Source organism: Nocardioides sp. CPCC 205120 (assembly GCF_048654585.1).
Classification (GTDB): Bacteria; Actinomycetota; Actinomycetes; order Propionibacteriales; family Nocardioidaceae; genus Nocardioides.
Map to the genome: position 1 here is coordinate 2,018,617 of NZ_JBMCYY010000001.1, position 13,539 is coordinate 2,032,155.

At 74.9% G+C, this 13,539-nt stretch carries 12 protein-coding genes; 9 read left to right on the top strand and 3 right to left on the bottom strand.

Features of this window, described 5'->3' with window-relative positions:
- Positions 1 to 63 precede the first annotated feature (63 nt).
- Positions 64 to 882 carry a lytic murein transglycosylase gene (locus ACOACO_RS09450; RefSeq protein ID WP_420295971.1) on the top strand — a complete coding sequence of 273 codons (819 nt, stop codon included), beginning with the start codon at positions 64 to 66 and terminating at the stop codon, positions 880 to 882.
- Positions 883 to 1,318: 436 nt separating this feature from the next.
- Here ACOACO_RS09450 and ACOACO_RS09455 read toward each other — a convergent pair whose 3' ends face one another.
- Entirely contained in the window at positions 1,319 to 2,797 is a 1,479-nt protein-coding gene (locus ACOACO_RS09455) for a hypothetical protein (protein WP_420295972.1), read from the bottom strand.
- A 585-nt stretch (positions 2,798 to 3,382) separates the two neighbouring features.
- Between ACOACO_RS09455 and mfd the strand changes: the two genes are divergently transcribed.
- On the top strand, positions 3,383 to 6,949 hold the full coding sequence (mfd, locus tag ACOACO_RS09460; RefSeq protein WP_420295973.1) for a transcription-repair coupling factor: 3,567 nt from the start codon (positions 3,383 to 3,385) through the stop codon (positions 6,947 to 6,949).
- Between the two features lie 16 nt (positions 6,950 to 6,965).
- Positions 6,966 to 7,583 (top strand): hypothetical protein, encoded by a 618-nt coding sequence (locus ACOACO_RS09465; protein WP_420295974.1) that lies wholly within the window; start codon positions 6,966 to 6,968, stop codon positions 7,581 to 7,583.
- Here ACOACO_RS09465 and ACOACO_RS09470 read toward each other — a convergent pair.
- Both ACOACO_RS09470 and ACOACO_RS09475 read right to left on the bottom strand, forming a co-directional pair.
- Positions 7,580 to 8,092, bottom strand: a complete 513-nt coding sequence (locus ACOACO_RS09470) for a DUF2867 domain-containing protein (RefSeq protein ID WP_420295975.1) — start codon at positions 8,090 to 8,092, stop codon at positions 7,580 to 7,582. The two genes, ACOACO_RS09465 and ACOACO_RS09470, sit on opposite strands and share 4 nt — an antisense overlap.
- A gap of 2 nt (positions 8,093 to 8,094) precedes the next feature.
- A complete protein-coding gene (locus ACOACO_RS09475) occupies positions 8,095 to 8,775 on the bottom strand; it encodes a MazG nucleotide pyrophosphohydrolase domain-containing protein (protein ID WP_420295976.1) in 681 nt (226 codons plus the stop codon).
- A 166-nt stretch (positions 8,776 to 8,941) separates the two neighbouring features.
- Between ACOACO_RS09475 and eno the strand changes: the two genes are divergently transcribed.
- The 6 genes from eno to ACOACO_RS09505 all read left to right on the top strand — a co-directional run bounded on the left by eno (position 8,942) and on the right by ACOACO_RS09505 (position 13,516).
- Positions 8,942 to 10,219 (top strand): phosphopyruvate hydratase, encoded by a 1,278-nt coding sequence (gene eno / locus ACOACO_RS09480; protein ID WP_420295977.1) that lies wholly within the window; start codon positions 8,942 to 8,944, stop codon positions 10,217 to 10,219.
- A gap of 83 nt (positions 10,220 to 10,302) precedes the next feature.
- Entirely contained in the window at positions 10,303 to 10,914 is a 612-nt protein-coding gene (locus tag ACOACO_RS09485) for an FtsB family cell division protein (protein WP_420295978.1), read from the top strand.
- The gene (locus ACOACO_RS09490; protein WP_420295979.1) at positions 10,911 to 11,483 is read left to right on the top strand and encodes a DUF501 domain-containing protein; all 573 of its coding nucleotides are present in this window, start codon (positions 10,911 to 10,913) and stop codon (positions 11,481 to 11,483) included. The genes ACOACO_RS09485 and ACOACO_RS09490 overlap by 4 nt, the downstream gene beginning before the upstream one ends.
- Positions 11,480 to 12,400, top strand: coding sequence for an exopolyphosphatase (locus tag ACOACO_RS09495; protein WP_420295980.1), 921 nt, complete (start codon positions 11,480 to 11,482; stop codon positions 12,398 to 12,400). The genes ACOACO_RS09490 and ACOACO_RS09495 overlap by 4 nt, the downstream gene beginning before the upstream one ends.
- A gap of 46 nt (positions 12,401 to 12,446) precedes the next feature.
- Positions 12,447 to 12,965 carry a glycine cleavage system protein R gene (locus ACOACO_RS09500; protein ID WP_420295981.1) on the top strand — a complete coding sequence of 173 codons (519 nt, stop codon included), beginning with the start codon at positions 12,447 to 12,449 and terminating at the stop codon, positions 12,963 to 12,965.
- Complete coding sequence (locus tag ACOACO_RS09505; protein WP_420295982.1) at positions 12,962 to 13,516, top strand: peptide deformylase; 555 nt, start codon at positions 12,962 to 12,964, stop codon at positions 13,514 to 13,516. Before ACOACO_RS09500 ends, ACOACO_RS09505 begins: the two co-directional genes overlap by 4 nt.
- Positions 13,517 to 13,539 lie beyond the last annotated feature (23 nt).

The window sequence follows — 13,539 nt, forward strand, 5'->3', positions numbered from 1 at the left end:
CCCGCCAAGAAGGCCCCAGCGAAGAGGACGCCGGCCAAGAAGGCCCCCGCCAAGAAGGCCCCAGTGAAGAGGACGCCGACCAAGAAGGCCGCCGCGCGCCGCCCCGCAGCGGCCCCGCGGCGCGGGAGGCACGCCGTACCCGGCCTGCTGGTCGTCGTCGCCGTCGCCCTCCTCGGCGCGGCGTGGTGGGCGGCGCGGGAGCCGACGCCGGAGCCGGCGGTCGAGCCCGGTACGTCGGCCCTCGGGGAGGTCGCCCCGCCGCCCGCGGCGGAGCAGCCGCTGCTGCCGCCGGGCCGGCCGGTCGTCCCGGTCGTGGACCCCGCGTGGACGGCCGACGTGGCCGCCCGCACGGGGTTGCCTCCGGTCGCGGCCAACGCGTACGCCGTCGCCGAGCTGCGGGTGCGCGCCGAGGACCCGGAGTGCGCGATCGGGTGGGCGACGCTGGCGGGGATCGGGTACGTCGAGTCCCGCCACGGAACGATCTCCGGCAGCATCCTCGGCCTCGACGGCCGCTCGAGCCCGCCCGTGCTGGGCCCGGCGCTGGACGGCACCGGCAGCTTCGCCGCCATCCCGTCGCACCCCGCGCTGGTGCGGTGGCACGGCGACACCGTGTGGGACCACGCCGTGGGCCCGATGCAGTTCATCGGCTCCACCTGGGCGCGGTGGGGCGCCGACGGCGACGGGGACGGCGAGGCGGACCCCAACGACCTCGACGACGCCGCGTACGCCGCCGCCCGCTACCTCTGCCACGACGACAACGACCTCGCGACGGGACAGGGCTGGTCGGACGCGGTGTTCTCCTACAACCACGACCAGTCCTACGTGGACGCCGTGCACGCCGCGGCGTCCGGGTACGCGGCGCGCTCCGCCGAGGGCCGTTGAGCCGTTCGCCGGGTCGCCGGTCGCGGTAGGAGCGGTAGTGGGTGACTACCGCTGACACCGCGACACGATGCCGTTCCGGCATGTCCGCGGAGTACGCCGGGTCGTCGGGGTGGCCGCGCGGGTACGCCGGTGGTCGAGGTGGCCGGGCCCGTCGCTGGTGGTTGAGGTGGGCGGGCCCGTCGCTGGTGGTTGAGGTGGGCGGGCCCGTCGCTGGTGGTTGAGGTGGGCGGGCCCGTCGCTGGTGGTTGAGGTGGGCGGGCCCGTCGCTGGTGGTTGAGGTGGGCGGGCCCGTCGCTGGTGGTTGAGGTGGGCGGGCCCGTCGCTGGTGGTTGAGGTGGCCGCGCCAGCGGCCCTCGAAACCACGCCCGGGCATGCCGCTGGCCCCGACACGGTGGTGCTGTGGCGGGGTCGGCGTGACGAGGGCTAGCTGGGTCGGCTAGCTGAGCGGCGTGGTGCCGGTGGAGTCGACGGCGCACCGGAGCCCGTGCGGGCTGGTCCAGACGTACGTGCCGAGCGGGTCGCGGTGGTAGCGCCATCGCCGGTCCGTCGGGTCCGAACCTGGCGGGCTGGCCCCGGTCGGTGAGGGGTGGGTCTTGACCCGGTGGTGGCCGCGGCAGAGCGGGGCGAGGTTGTCGGTCGAGGTCTGGCCCGCGCCCGGTGACGCGTTCGACCGGTAGGGCTCGATGTGGTCGAGGTCGAGCCCGCGTGCTGGTCGTCCGCAGTAGGGGAAGGCGCAGGTGGGGCGGTCGAGGCGGACGCGTTCGGCGATCCGGTCGGGGATCTCGTAGGCGTCGACCGCGACGTGCTCGGTCAGGTCGATGACGGGCTTCAGGATCACCTTGGTGTCGCGTGCGCGGCACCAGTCGCGGACCTGGTCGGTGGTGATCAGGCTGCGGGTGTTCTCGAGGCGGGCGAGGTCGATGCCGGTGGCGCCGGTGGCCGGGTCGATCCCGGGCCCGTCGCCGCTGCGGTGGGCGGCGATCGCGGCGTCGCTGAGGTGGACGTAGAGCACCACCTGACGGGCGGGCGTCCGGCTCGAACTCGCCGCCTCCTCGACGTCAGCCTCGGCGCCGTAGAGGTCGAGCGTGGTCTGTCGTCGCGCGAGCTCACCGACGGCCATGGAGCGGCGGACGTCGAGGTCTGCGTCGCAACCCGCCGCGGCGAGGTCGGCAGCCACCCGCTGGACCGCGTTCTGGAGGTCGAGAGCGTCCGCGACGTCGAGAGTCCCGTGCACGGGCACCACGCCGGTCCAGGGTGACGCCGCGTCGACCGGGTCGGTCTCGACAGTGAAGTAGCGGCCCGCGTCGGCGTCGGCCCGGTCGAGCTCGGCTTTCTCCGGGTCGAACCGCGCGACCGCCTCGGCGACCAGCCGCTCGACCGTCGGCATCGTGGCCCGGTGGGCGACCGGGGCGAGGTTGCGGTCCACGAAGTCCGCGCCCTCAGCCGTCAGGGTGCGGGTGAGCGCGGCGATCTTGCGGGCCCGCCACACCGGGAGCGCCCGCTTCTGCGTCGCCGGGTCCGCGCCGGCCAGCACGCGCTCCCAGAGGCGGGGAAGTCGGTGGCGCAGCTCGATGGCGTCACCGACGAGCGGGCGACCGGACGCGACGGAGCGCCCCAGCGCTGTGGAGATCTCGTACAGGCAGAACTCCGACACGAGGGGTGCGCCCGGTCCGCCGAGCTCGAGGAACCGGTCCCCGCCGGGGACCGCGTCGGGGTCCTCGTGCCACAGCCCGAGAGGCCCGATCGGGTCACCCACCACACCTTCGGTGTGGGCGTCGGCCCAGTCCGCGACGGCGACGAAGGTCGTGACCTCGGCCGCCTGTTGGGCGGCTGCGGCCGCGCGGGCGGTCGCGAGCAGCGCCGTCGTGTCGAGGGCCGGAGGGGCCTCGACGACTGCGGTGCTCGGCTGGTTCATGACGACAACGCTAGGGGCGACCACCGACAGTTCTGGGTCCGAAGTCGGGGGCTGGGGAAAGAAAACTCAAGGGATCTTCGATCGGGTCTGTCCAGGCTGAGGACCGTGGTTTCGAGGGCCGCTGGCGCGGCCACCTCAACCACCGGAAGAGCGCGGCCACCTCAACCACCGATGCCGCGTGCCCAACCAACCACCGATGCCGCGCGCTCATACCCCAACCACCGGAGCGGGGCGGCCACCTCAACCACCGGAGCGGCGCGGCCACCTCAACCACCGATGCCGCGTGCCCAACCAACCACCGATGCCGCGCGCTCATACCCCAACCACCGGACGAACGCGGCCACCTCAACCACCGGAGGAGCGCGGCCACCTCAACCACCGGAGCGGCGCGCCCACCTCGACCACCGGAACGCCGCGCACCCACCCGCACCAGGACAGCGCGGGCGGGGTACCGGGGCGGCGCCAGTAGGCTGGCGGGGCGCCTTCTCCCACCCCTCCGTCACGGCCCGGCTCCCCGGGTCGCGCCGCGGAGGGGTCGTGGTGGTGCGCGCCGAGCCGATCCACGCCCTCCCCAGGAGCAATCTCGTGCACCTCTCCGGCCTCGCCGACGCCGTCCTGGCCGACCCGACCCTCGACAGCGCGCTCGCGGGCGCGCGCGACGGGTCGGAGCGCGTCCTCGACCTGACCGGACCGGCGGCGGTGCGGCCGTTCGTGGTCAAGGGCCTCGTCGACACGGGCCGGGTGGTGCTCGCGGTGACCCCGACGACGCGGGACGCCGAGGAGCTGGTCTCCGCGCTGGGCGACCTCGTCGACCCGAGCCGGGTGGCCTACTTCCCGAGCTGGGAGACGCTGCCGCACGAGCGCCTCAGCCCGCGCAGCGACACGGTCGGGCGCCGTCTCGCCGTGCTGCGCCGCCTCGCCCACCCGGGCACCGACGCCACCAACGGCCCCGTGTCCGTGGTCGTCGCCCCCGTCCGCAGCCTCCTGCAGCCGCAGGTCAAGGGCCTGGGCGACCTCGTGCCGGTCGAGCTGGTGCCGGGCCAGGAGGCGCGGCTCGACGACGTGGTCGCCGGGCTGGAGGGCGCGGCGTACGCCCGCGTGGACCTCGTCGAGAAGCGCGGGGAGTACGCCGTGCGCGGCGGCATCGTCGACGTCTTCCCGCCCACCGACGAGCACCCGGTGCGCGTCGAGTTCTGGGGCGACGAGGTCGAGGAGATCCGCACCTTCTCCGTCGCCGACCAGCGCACCGTCGACACGGTCGAGCGCCTGTGGGCGCCGCCGTGCCGCGAGCTCCTGCTCACCCCCGAGGTACGCCGTCGCGCGGCCGAGCTCGGGCAGGCCCACCCCCAGCTGCGCGAGCTGACGGAGAAGATCTCGGAGGGCATCGCGGTCGAGGGCATGGAGTCCCTGGCGCCGGTGCTCGTCGACGACATGGAGCTGCTCGTCGACGTGCTCCCCGCCGACACCCACGTGCTGATGCTCGACCCCGAGCGCGCCCGCCGCCGCGCGGCGGACCTCGTCGCCACCAGCGAGGAGTTCCTGGGCGCCTCCTGGGCCGCGGCGGCCAGCGGGGGAGAGGCCCCGATCGACCTGGGCGCCGCGTCGTACCACGCGTACGCCGACGTCCGCGAGCACGCGCTCGGCCGCGGCCAGGCCTGGTGGGGCGTCAGCCCGTTCGGCATCGGCGACGACGACGACCCGGACGGCCCCCGGGACGCGAGCGGACGCGACGCGGCCACGGCCGGCGTACCCGTCCGCGTCCTGTCACCGCGCCCGGCGGAGGCCTACCGCGGCGACGTGGAGCGGGCCCTGGCCGATGTGTCGTCGTGGCACCGCTCGGGCTACCGCGTCGTCGTCGTGCACCCCGGCCACGGCCCTGCGCAGCGCACCGTGGAGGCCCTCGCCGACCGCGACGTGCCCGCCCGCATGGTCGAGCAGCTCGAGGACCTGCCGCCCGCCGACGTCGTCACCGTCACCTGCGGCTCGCTGGCCCAGGGCTTCGTCGACGAGGCCAACCGCGTCGTCCTGCTCACCGGCGAGGACGTGTCGGGGCAGAAGGCCTCGACGCGCGACATGCGCAAGATGCCCGCGCGCCGCAAGCGCCAGATCGACCCGCTGGAGCTGAAGGCCGGCGACTACGTCGTGCACGAGCAGCACGGCGTGGGCCGCTTCATCGAGATGAAGCAGCGCGAGGTGGGCGGCGCGGTGCGCGAGTACCTCGTGCTCGAGTACGGCGCGTCCAAGCGCGGCGCGCCGCCGGACCGCCTCTACGTCCCGGCTGACACGCTCGACCAGGTCACCCGCTACGTGGGCGGCGAGCAGCCCAGCCTCGACCGCCTCGGCGGCGGCGACTGGACGAAGCGCAAGGCCCGCGCCCGCAAGGCGGTCAAGGAGATCGCGGCCGAGCTCATCAAGCTGTACGCCGCGCGCCAGGCCACGCAGGGCCACGCGTTCGGCCCCGACACGCCGTGGCAGCGCGAGCTGGAGGACGCGTTCCCGTTCGCGGAGACCCCCGACCAGCTGACGACGGTCGACGAGGTCAAGGGCGACATGGAGCGCACCATGCCGATGGACCGCCTGGTCTGCGGCGACGTCGGCTACGGCAAGACCGAGATCGCGGTGCGCGCCGCGTTCAAGGCCGTGCAGGACGGCAAGCAGGTCGCGGTGCTGGTGCCGACGACGCTGCTCGTCACCCAGCACTACTCGACGTTCGCCGAGAGGATGAGCGGCTTCCCGGTCGTGCTCAAGGCGCTCAGCCGGTTCCAGTCCGACAAGGAGGCCACCGAGGTCCTCGAGGGCCTCGCGAAGGGCGAGATCGACGTCGTCATCGGCACGCACCGGCTGCTCAACCCCGACATCCGCTTCAAGGACCTCGGCCTCATCATCGTCGACGAGGAGCAGCGCTTCGGCGTCGAGCACAAGGAGCAGATGAAGCGGCTGCGCACGAGCGTGGACGTGCTCGCCATGTCCGCCACGCCGATCCCGCGCACCCTGGAGATGGCGGTCACCGGCATCCGCGAGATGTCGACGATCACCACGCCGCCGGAGGAGCGCCACCCGGTGCTCACCTACGTCGGCGCCTACGAGGACCGGCAGGTCGTCGCCGCGATCCGTCGCGAGCTGCTGCGCGACGGCCAGGTCTTCTACATCCACAACCGGGTGCAGTCGATCGAGAAGGCGGCCCAGCGGCTCACCGAGCTCGTGCCGGAGGCCCGCGTCGCGACCGCGCACGGGCAGATGAACGAGAAGCAGCTCGAGCAGGTGATGCTCGACTTCTGGGAGAAGCGCTTCGACGTGCTCGTCTGCACCACGCTGGTCGAGTCGGGCCTCGACGTCTCGAACGCCAACACGATGATCATCGAGCGCGCCGACACCCTCGGCCTCAGCCAGCTCCACCAGCTGCGCGGTCGCGTCGGCCGCTCCCGCGAGCGCGCCTACGCCTACTTCCTCTACCCCGGCGAGAAGCCGTTGACCGAGACCGCGCACGAGCGGCTCGCGACGCTGGCGCAGCACTCGGACCTCGGCGGCGGCATGGCGATCGCCATGAAGGACCTCGAGATCCGCGGCGCCGGCAACCTGCTCGGCGGGGAGCAGTCCGGCCACATCGCCGACGTCGGCTTCGACCTCTACGTCCGCCTCGTCGGCGAGGCCGTCGCCGACTTCAAGGGCACCGTCGACGACCAGCTCGAGGAGGTGCGCGTCGAGCTGCCCGTCGAGGCCCACCTGCCGCACGACTACGTGCCGAGCGAGCGGCTGCGCCTGGAGATGTACAAGCGGCTCTCGGAGGTGCGCTCCAACGAGGACGTCGACGTGCTGCGCGACGAGCTGGTCGACCGGTACGGCGAGCCCCCCGTCGAGGTCGAGAGCCTGCTGTACGTCGCGCGCTTCCGGGCCCGCGCCCGGCAGGCCGGCATCCGCGAGGTCACCATGGCGGGCAAGAACGTCCGCTTCGCCCCCGTCTCGCTGCCGGAGTCGCGCACCGTGCGGCTGCAGCGGCTCTACCCGAAGTCGCTGGTCAAGCAGTCGACGGACACGATCCTCGTGCCCCGCCCGCAGACCGCCGTGGTGGCCGGCAAGCCGATCACGGGGCTCGCGCTGCTGGAGTGGTGCGCGCAGGTCATCGACGCGGTGATCGACCCGCGGGAGTCGTGACCGCTACGGTGTGACGGTGATCACCACGCCACGTCGTGCCGCCCGGGTGGGCGTCGCGCTCGCCTCGCTGACCGTGACCGCGCTCCTCGCCTCCGGCTGCGACGCCGACCCCCGGGTGGCCGTCGCCGTCGGCGGGGACCGGCTCGAGGTCGACCGCCTCGACGCCGTGACGAGCGCCTACTGCGGCTACATCGGCGACGTCGGGGTGGGGGCGCAGCCGCGGGCGGTCGTGCGCGCGGGCTTCGCGCAGCTGTGGGTGTACGGCGCCGCCCTGCGCGAGGAGGCCGGCGAGGACCTGCTCGCCCCGCCGCCGCAGGCCGAGGACCTCGTCGACGAGCTGGAGGACGCCGGTGCGCAGCCGGAGGTGGCCCGCGAGACCGTGCGCCTGCTGACGCTCGGCAACGCGCTCTCCGACCCCGCGGTGGCGGGCGCGGCGGCCCAGGCCGTCGAGGGCGCGGACGTGCGCGTCAACCCCCGGGTGGGGCAGTACGACGAGGGCGTGCTGTCGATCGACGGCGACGGGATCAGCGTGGCGCAGGGCGAGGAGGCCCGGGCGACCACGTTCGCCTCCGACGCCCCCGTGACCCCGGAGCAGGTGGCGGCGCTGCCGGCCGGGCAGCGCTGCGGGGGCTAGCGGCCGACGTCGGCGACGATGCGCCGGGCCACGCCCTCGGTGACGAGCTCGCGGGCGGGCAGGTCGGTCAGCAGGTAGGCGGCACCGATGAGGCCGCTGGGGCGGAACGTGATCCGCAGGTGCAGGCGGCAGCCCGTCTCGCGCGGCGTCAGCCACGTCGTCAGCCGCACCTGGCCGGGCGCGTGCACCCGGGCCTGCAGGCGCAGGCGGTGCGCCACGTGGTCGGCGGCGAGCACGTCCCAGAACCCCGCGGTGTCCCCGGTGGAGAGCAGCCCCGGCGGGCCGGGCGCGTCCTCCCCGCGGCGCACCTCGGGCCGGGGCGGGTCGCCGAGCACGGCCCGGGCGAGGTCGTCGATGCGGGCGCGCAGCACGAGCGGCGCGGCGTCGGCGTACCAGCGGGGGGCGTCGCCGTCGGGGCGCGCGGCGAGCACCGACCACACCTCCGCCAGCGGTCGCTCCAGCCGCACGTGCCGCTCGCTGCGGCGCAGTCCGGGTCGGGTTCGGCGCATGGTCACAGCCTCCGTCGTACGGCGTCGCGCAGGGCCTGCTCGGGATCGGTGCCGGTCGCCCGGGCCTCCGCGACGAGCGCCAGGAGGCGGTCGCCGAGGTCAGTGGGACCGGCGGGGTCGGCGGGGTCGGCGGCGGGGTCTGCGGCGGGACCGGGCACCTCGACGGGGGTGCCGGCGCGCGCCGCGCGGTCCAGCACCTTGTCGGCCCACAGCAGGGCGGGCAGCGTCGCGGGGAGCCCGTCGACGGGGGAGGTGCGGCGCTTCTCCGTCGCCTTCACCGCCTCCCAGGTCTCGTTGACCGTGGCGGCATCGGGGACCGCGTCGCCGGCGCCCCCGGCGGCGCCGCGCGCGTCGTCGCCGCCCAGCACGTGCGGGTTGCGGCGCACCAGCTTCGCGTGGAGGTCGGCCGCGACGTCGTCGACGTCGAAGTCGCCCCGCTCCTCGGCGATGGCGGCGTGGAAGTAGACCTGCAGCAGCAGGTCGCCCAGCTCTTCGCGCAGCAGCGCGGTGTCGCCGGTGTCGAGCGCCTCGAGCACCTCGTGGGTCTCCTCGAGCAGGTGCCGGGCCAGGGTGCGGTGGGTCTGCGCGGACTTCCAGGGGCACTCGGCGCGGAGCCGGCGCATGACCGGCACCAGCTCGGCCAGGGCGGCGCCGTCGGCGCGGGGTACGGGTGCCTCGATCACCTCGTCGACTGTACCGACGCGCCCCCGCCGCCCCGGCGAGCCCGTGGGTCACGGGGGCCCGGCCCCGTTAGGCTGACCGGCGGTCGGTGGCGCCCGTGCCCACCGGCCGGGCACGACCACCCCACGTCGTGCGCCGCGGTGCGGCGTACCCCGACCCAGGAGCAACATGGCAAGCATCGTCGCCGTCGGAGCCCGCGAGATCCTCGACTCGCGCGGCAACCCCACCGTCGAGGTCGAGGTCCTCCTGGAGGACGGCGTCCTCGGACGCGCCGCCGTCCCGAGCGGTGCCTCCACGGGCGCCTTCGAGGCCGTGGAGCTGCGCGACGGGGGCGAGCGTTACCTCGGCAAGGGCGTGCAGCAGGCGGTGGAGGGCGTGCGCGAGCGCATCGCGCCCGTGCTGGTCGGCCTCGACGCCGACGACCAGCGCCTCGTCGACGCCTCCATGCTCGAGCTGGACGGCACCCCCAACAAGGCGGAGCTGGGCGCCAACGCGATCCTCGGCGCCTCGCTGGCGACCGCGCAGGCCGCGGCCGAGTCGGCGGGCCTCCCGCTCTACAAGTACGTCGGTGGCCCCAACGCCCACGTGCTGCCCGTGCCGATGATGAACATCCTCAACGGCGGCGCCCACGCCGACACCAACGTCGACGTCCAGGAGTTCATGGTCGCGCCGATCGGCGCCCCGACGTTCGCCGACGCCGTGCGCAGCGGCGCCGAGGTCTACCACGCGCTGAAGTCGGTGCTGAAGAAGCGCGGCCTCGCCACCGGCGTGGGCGACGAGGGCGGCTTCGCCCCCGACCTGGCGTCGAACCGCGCCGCGCTCGACCTCATCGCCGAGGCCGTCCAGGCCGCCGGCTACGAGCTGGGCCGCGACATCGTGCTCGCGCTCGACGTGGCCGCCAGCGAGTTCTGCACCGACGGGGTCTACACGTTCGAGGGCGCCTCGAAGTCGGCCGAGGAGATGACGGCCTACTACGCCGAGCTCGTCGCGGCGTACCCGATCGTCTCGATCGAGGACCCGCTCGACGAGGACGACTGGGCGGGCTGGAAGGCCATCACCGACACCCTCGGGGCCCGCACGCAGCTCGTCGGCGACGACCTGTTCGTCACCAACGTCGAGCGCCTCCAGCGCGGCATCAGCGGCGGCCAGGCCAACGCGCTGCTCGTGAAGGTCAACCAGATCGGCTCGCTCACCGAGACGCTGGACTCCGTCGAGCTGGCGCACCGCAACGGCTACCGCTGCATGATGAGCCACCGCTCGGGCGAGACCGAGGACGTCACGATCGCCGACCTCGCCGTCGCGACGAACTGCGGCCAGATCAAGACGGGCGCCCCCGCGCGCTCCGAGCGGGTCGCGAAGTACAACCAGCTCCTGCGCATCGAGGACGAGCTCGGCGACGCCGCGCGCTACGCCGGTGCCGGCGCGTTCCCGCGCTTCCAGGGCTGACCCGCACCAGCAGCACTGCACCAGCACCGCACCGCCAGCACCGCACCAGCACCGCGAAGCACGAGCAGCAGGGGAGGACGACCGTGGTCGACGAACGCCGCCGGGCACGGTCGTCCGGCCCCGGGGCCCGCAGGCCGCGCACCGGTCCGGGCAGCGGCCCGGGCCGCGCGCGCCCGGCCGCGCGGGTGCCGGCGGCCCGCCGTCCCGCCACCGGCCGCGGACCGGCGCCGCGCCGACCGCGGTTCACCGGCCGCGCCGCCATCCTCGTGCTGGTGCTCGCCGTGCTGACCGTCTCCTACGCCTCGTCGCTGCGGGCCTACCTGACCCAGCGCGAGCACCTCGAGGACCTGCGCGCCCAGATCGACGCGACCCAGGCCGACATCCACGCCCTCGAGCGCGAGAAGCGGCGCTGGGAGGACCCGGCGTACGTCGAGAACCAGGCCCGCGAGCGGCTCGACTACGTGATGCCGGGGGAGACGTCGTACGTCGTCGTGCAGCCCGACGGCACCCCGCTCGACGCCACCAGCACCCTGTCGGAGCCCGTCGACCGTCCGGACGACGAGGTCACCACGGCCTGGTGGGACACCGCCTGGGACTCCGTGGAGGCGGCCGGCGACCCCGAGGGCGCCGCCGCGGCCGACCCCGGACCCGCCGCGTCGATCCCGGCACCCACCACCCCCGAGGAGACCGAGTGAGCGACGCGCCCGGCGCCCAGCCCCCCGCCGAGCCCGCCGAGACGATCGCCGAGCCCGACCGCGCCGCGATCGCCGCCCAGCTCGGCCGCGAGCCCCGTGGCATCGCCGAGGTCGGCCACCGCTGCCCGTGCGGCAACCCCGACGTCGTCACGACCCTGCCGCGGCTCCCGAACGGCACGCCGTTCCCCACGACGTACTACCTGACCTGCCCCCGCGCCGCGTCCCGCATCGGGACGCTGGAGGGCGGCGGCACGATGAAGGAGATGCAGGCCCGCCTCGGCGAGGACCCGGAGCTCGCGGCGGCCTACGCGGCCGCGCACGAGCGCTACCTCGCGGCGCGCGCCGAGCTCGAGCCCCGCGTCGGCGGCGTGCCCGAGATCGCCGGCATCTCCGCGGGCGGCATGCCCGACCGCGTCAAGTGCCTCCACGTGCTCGCCGGGCAGTCCCTCGCGCAGGGCCGGGGCGTGAACCCGCTCGGCGACGAGGTGCTCGACGCCCTCGGGGCCTGGTGGGAGAGCGGTCCGTGCGTCACCGCAGACGGGCCGGCCGACGGGGGAGCGACGTCGTGATCGCCGCCGTGGACTGCGGCACGAACACGATCAAGCTGTTCGTGGGTACGCCGACCCGCGCCGTCCTGCGCACCTCCCGCATGGTGCGGCTCGGCCAGGACGTCGACCGCACCGGCCGCCTCGCCGACGCCGCGCTGGAGCGGGCGTTCGCGGCCCTCGACGAGTACGCCGTCCTGCTGCGCGAGCACGACGTCGAGCGCGTGCGGTTCTGCGCCACCTCGGCCACCCGCGACGCCGCCAACGCCGACGTGTTCCGCGCCGGGGTGCTCGAGCGGCTCGGCGTCGAGCCGGAGGTGCTCTCGGGCGCGGAGGAGGCGCAGCTGTCGTTCGCCGGCGCCGTGCGCAACCTGCGCCACGAGCCCGCCCTGCCCGTCCTGGTCGTCGACATCGGCGGCGGCTCGACCGAGCTCGTGCTCGGTGACCGCGACCCCGAGGGCGGCCCCGGTGGTGCCCTGGTGGCGCGCGAGGCCCACTCCATGGACGTCGGCTCGGTGCGCCTCACCGAGCGGCACCTGCACTCCGACCCGCCCACGCCCGACGAGGTGGCCGCCTGCGTCGCCGACGTCGAGGCCGCCCTCGACGCGAGCCCGGTGGACCCGGCGCGCGCGGCCCAGGTGGTGTGCGTCGCGGGCACCGCCCTGACCGTCGGTGCCGGGGCGCTGGGCCTGCCCGCCTTCGACCCCGCCCGGCTCGACCAGGCCGTCTTGCCCCGGGGCGCGGTCGGCGACGAGGTGGCGCGCCTGCTCGCCCTCTCCGTCGAGGAGCGTCGGGCGCTCCCCGTGATGCACCCGGGCCGCGCCGACGTCATCGGCGCGGGCGCCGTCATCCTCGACCGCGTGCTGGCCCGCGCCGGCGTGGACGCGATCACCCTGTCGGTCGCCGACATCCTCGACGGCATCGCCGCGTCGCTCGCCTGACCCGGGCCGAGGTGCGCCCGGGCGCGCCGGCTGAGAGGATGCCCCGGTGACGCAGCACGCCATCACCGTCCTCGGCCACGACCGCCCCGGCATCATCGCCCAGACCACGGCGCTCCTCGCCGACCTCGGGCTGAACATCGAGGACACCTCGATGACGCTCCTGCGCGGTCACTTCGCGATGACCCTCGTGTGCGCCGGAGGCGCCACCGAGGGCCGCATCGCGGGCGCGCTGGAGGAGCTGAGCGCCGACGGCACCCTCACGGTGACCGTGCGCGAGGTCCCGGACGAGCACGCGGGCGCGGCGGCGGGTGCGCCGTACGTGCTGACCGTCCACGGCGGTGACCGTCCCGGCATCGTCTCCACCGTCGTCGGCGTGGTCGCCGAGGTCGGCGGCAACGTCACCGACCTCACCACCCGCCTGTCCGGCGACCTCTACGTGCTGCTCGCGGAGGTCGACCTGCCCACGACCGTCGACGTCGACGCCCTCCGGGCCGCGCTCGACTCCGCCGCCGACGCGCTCGGCGTGGGCGTCACGCTGCGCGCCGCGGAGACCGACGAGCTGTGAGCGACGAGCAGGTCACCGCCTGGACCGAGACCGACCTGGCGGTGGAGGGTCGCGTGCTCGACGTCGTCCGCGCCCCCGCCGCCGTGCTGTCCACGGTGGGGGACGAGGTCGACCCGACCGCACCCGAGACCGTGCAGCTCGCCGCCGACCTGGTCGCGACCATGCGGGTCAGCCCCGGGTGCGTGGGCCTCGCCGCCCCGCAGGTCGGCGTCGGCTCCAAGGTGTTCTGCGTCGACGTCTCCGAGCACCCCAAGACGCGCGACCACCACGGCACGTTCGTGCTCTGCAACGCCGTCGTCGTCTCCTCCAGCCGCAACGAGAAGGCGCGCGAGGGCTGCATGTCCGTCCCCGACCTCACCGGCGACGTGAAGCGCCCGACCCGCATCGTGGTGCGCGGCCGGCTGCCCGGCACCGGGGCGGAGGTCGAGGTCACGGCCAACGCGTTCGAGGCCCGCGCGCTGCAGCACGAGATCGACCACTGCGACGGGCTGCTCTTCCTCGACCGGGTCGCCGGCGCGCACGCGATCTACCAGCGCAAGACCTACCTGTAGCAACCCCGGGCCGGCGTGGTGCC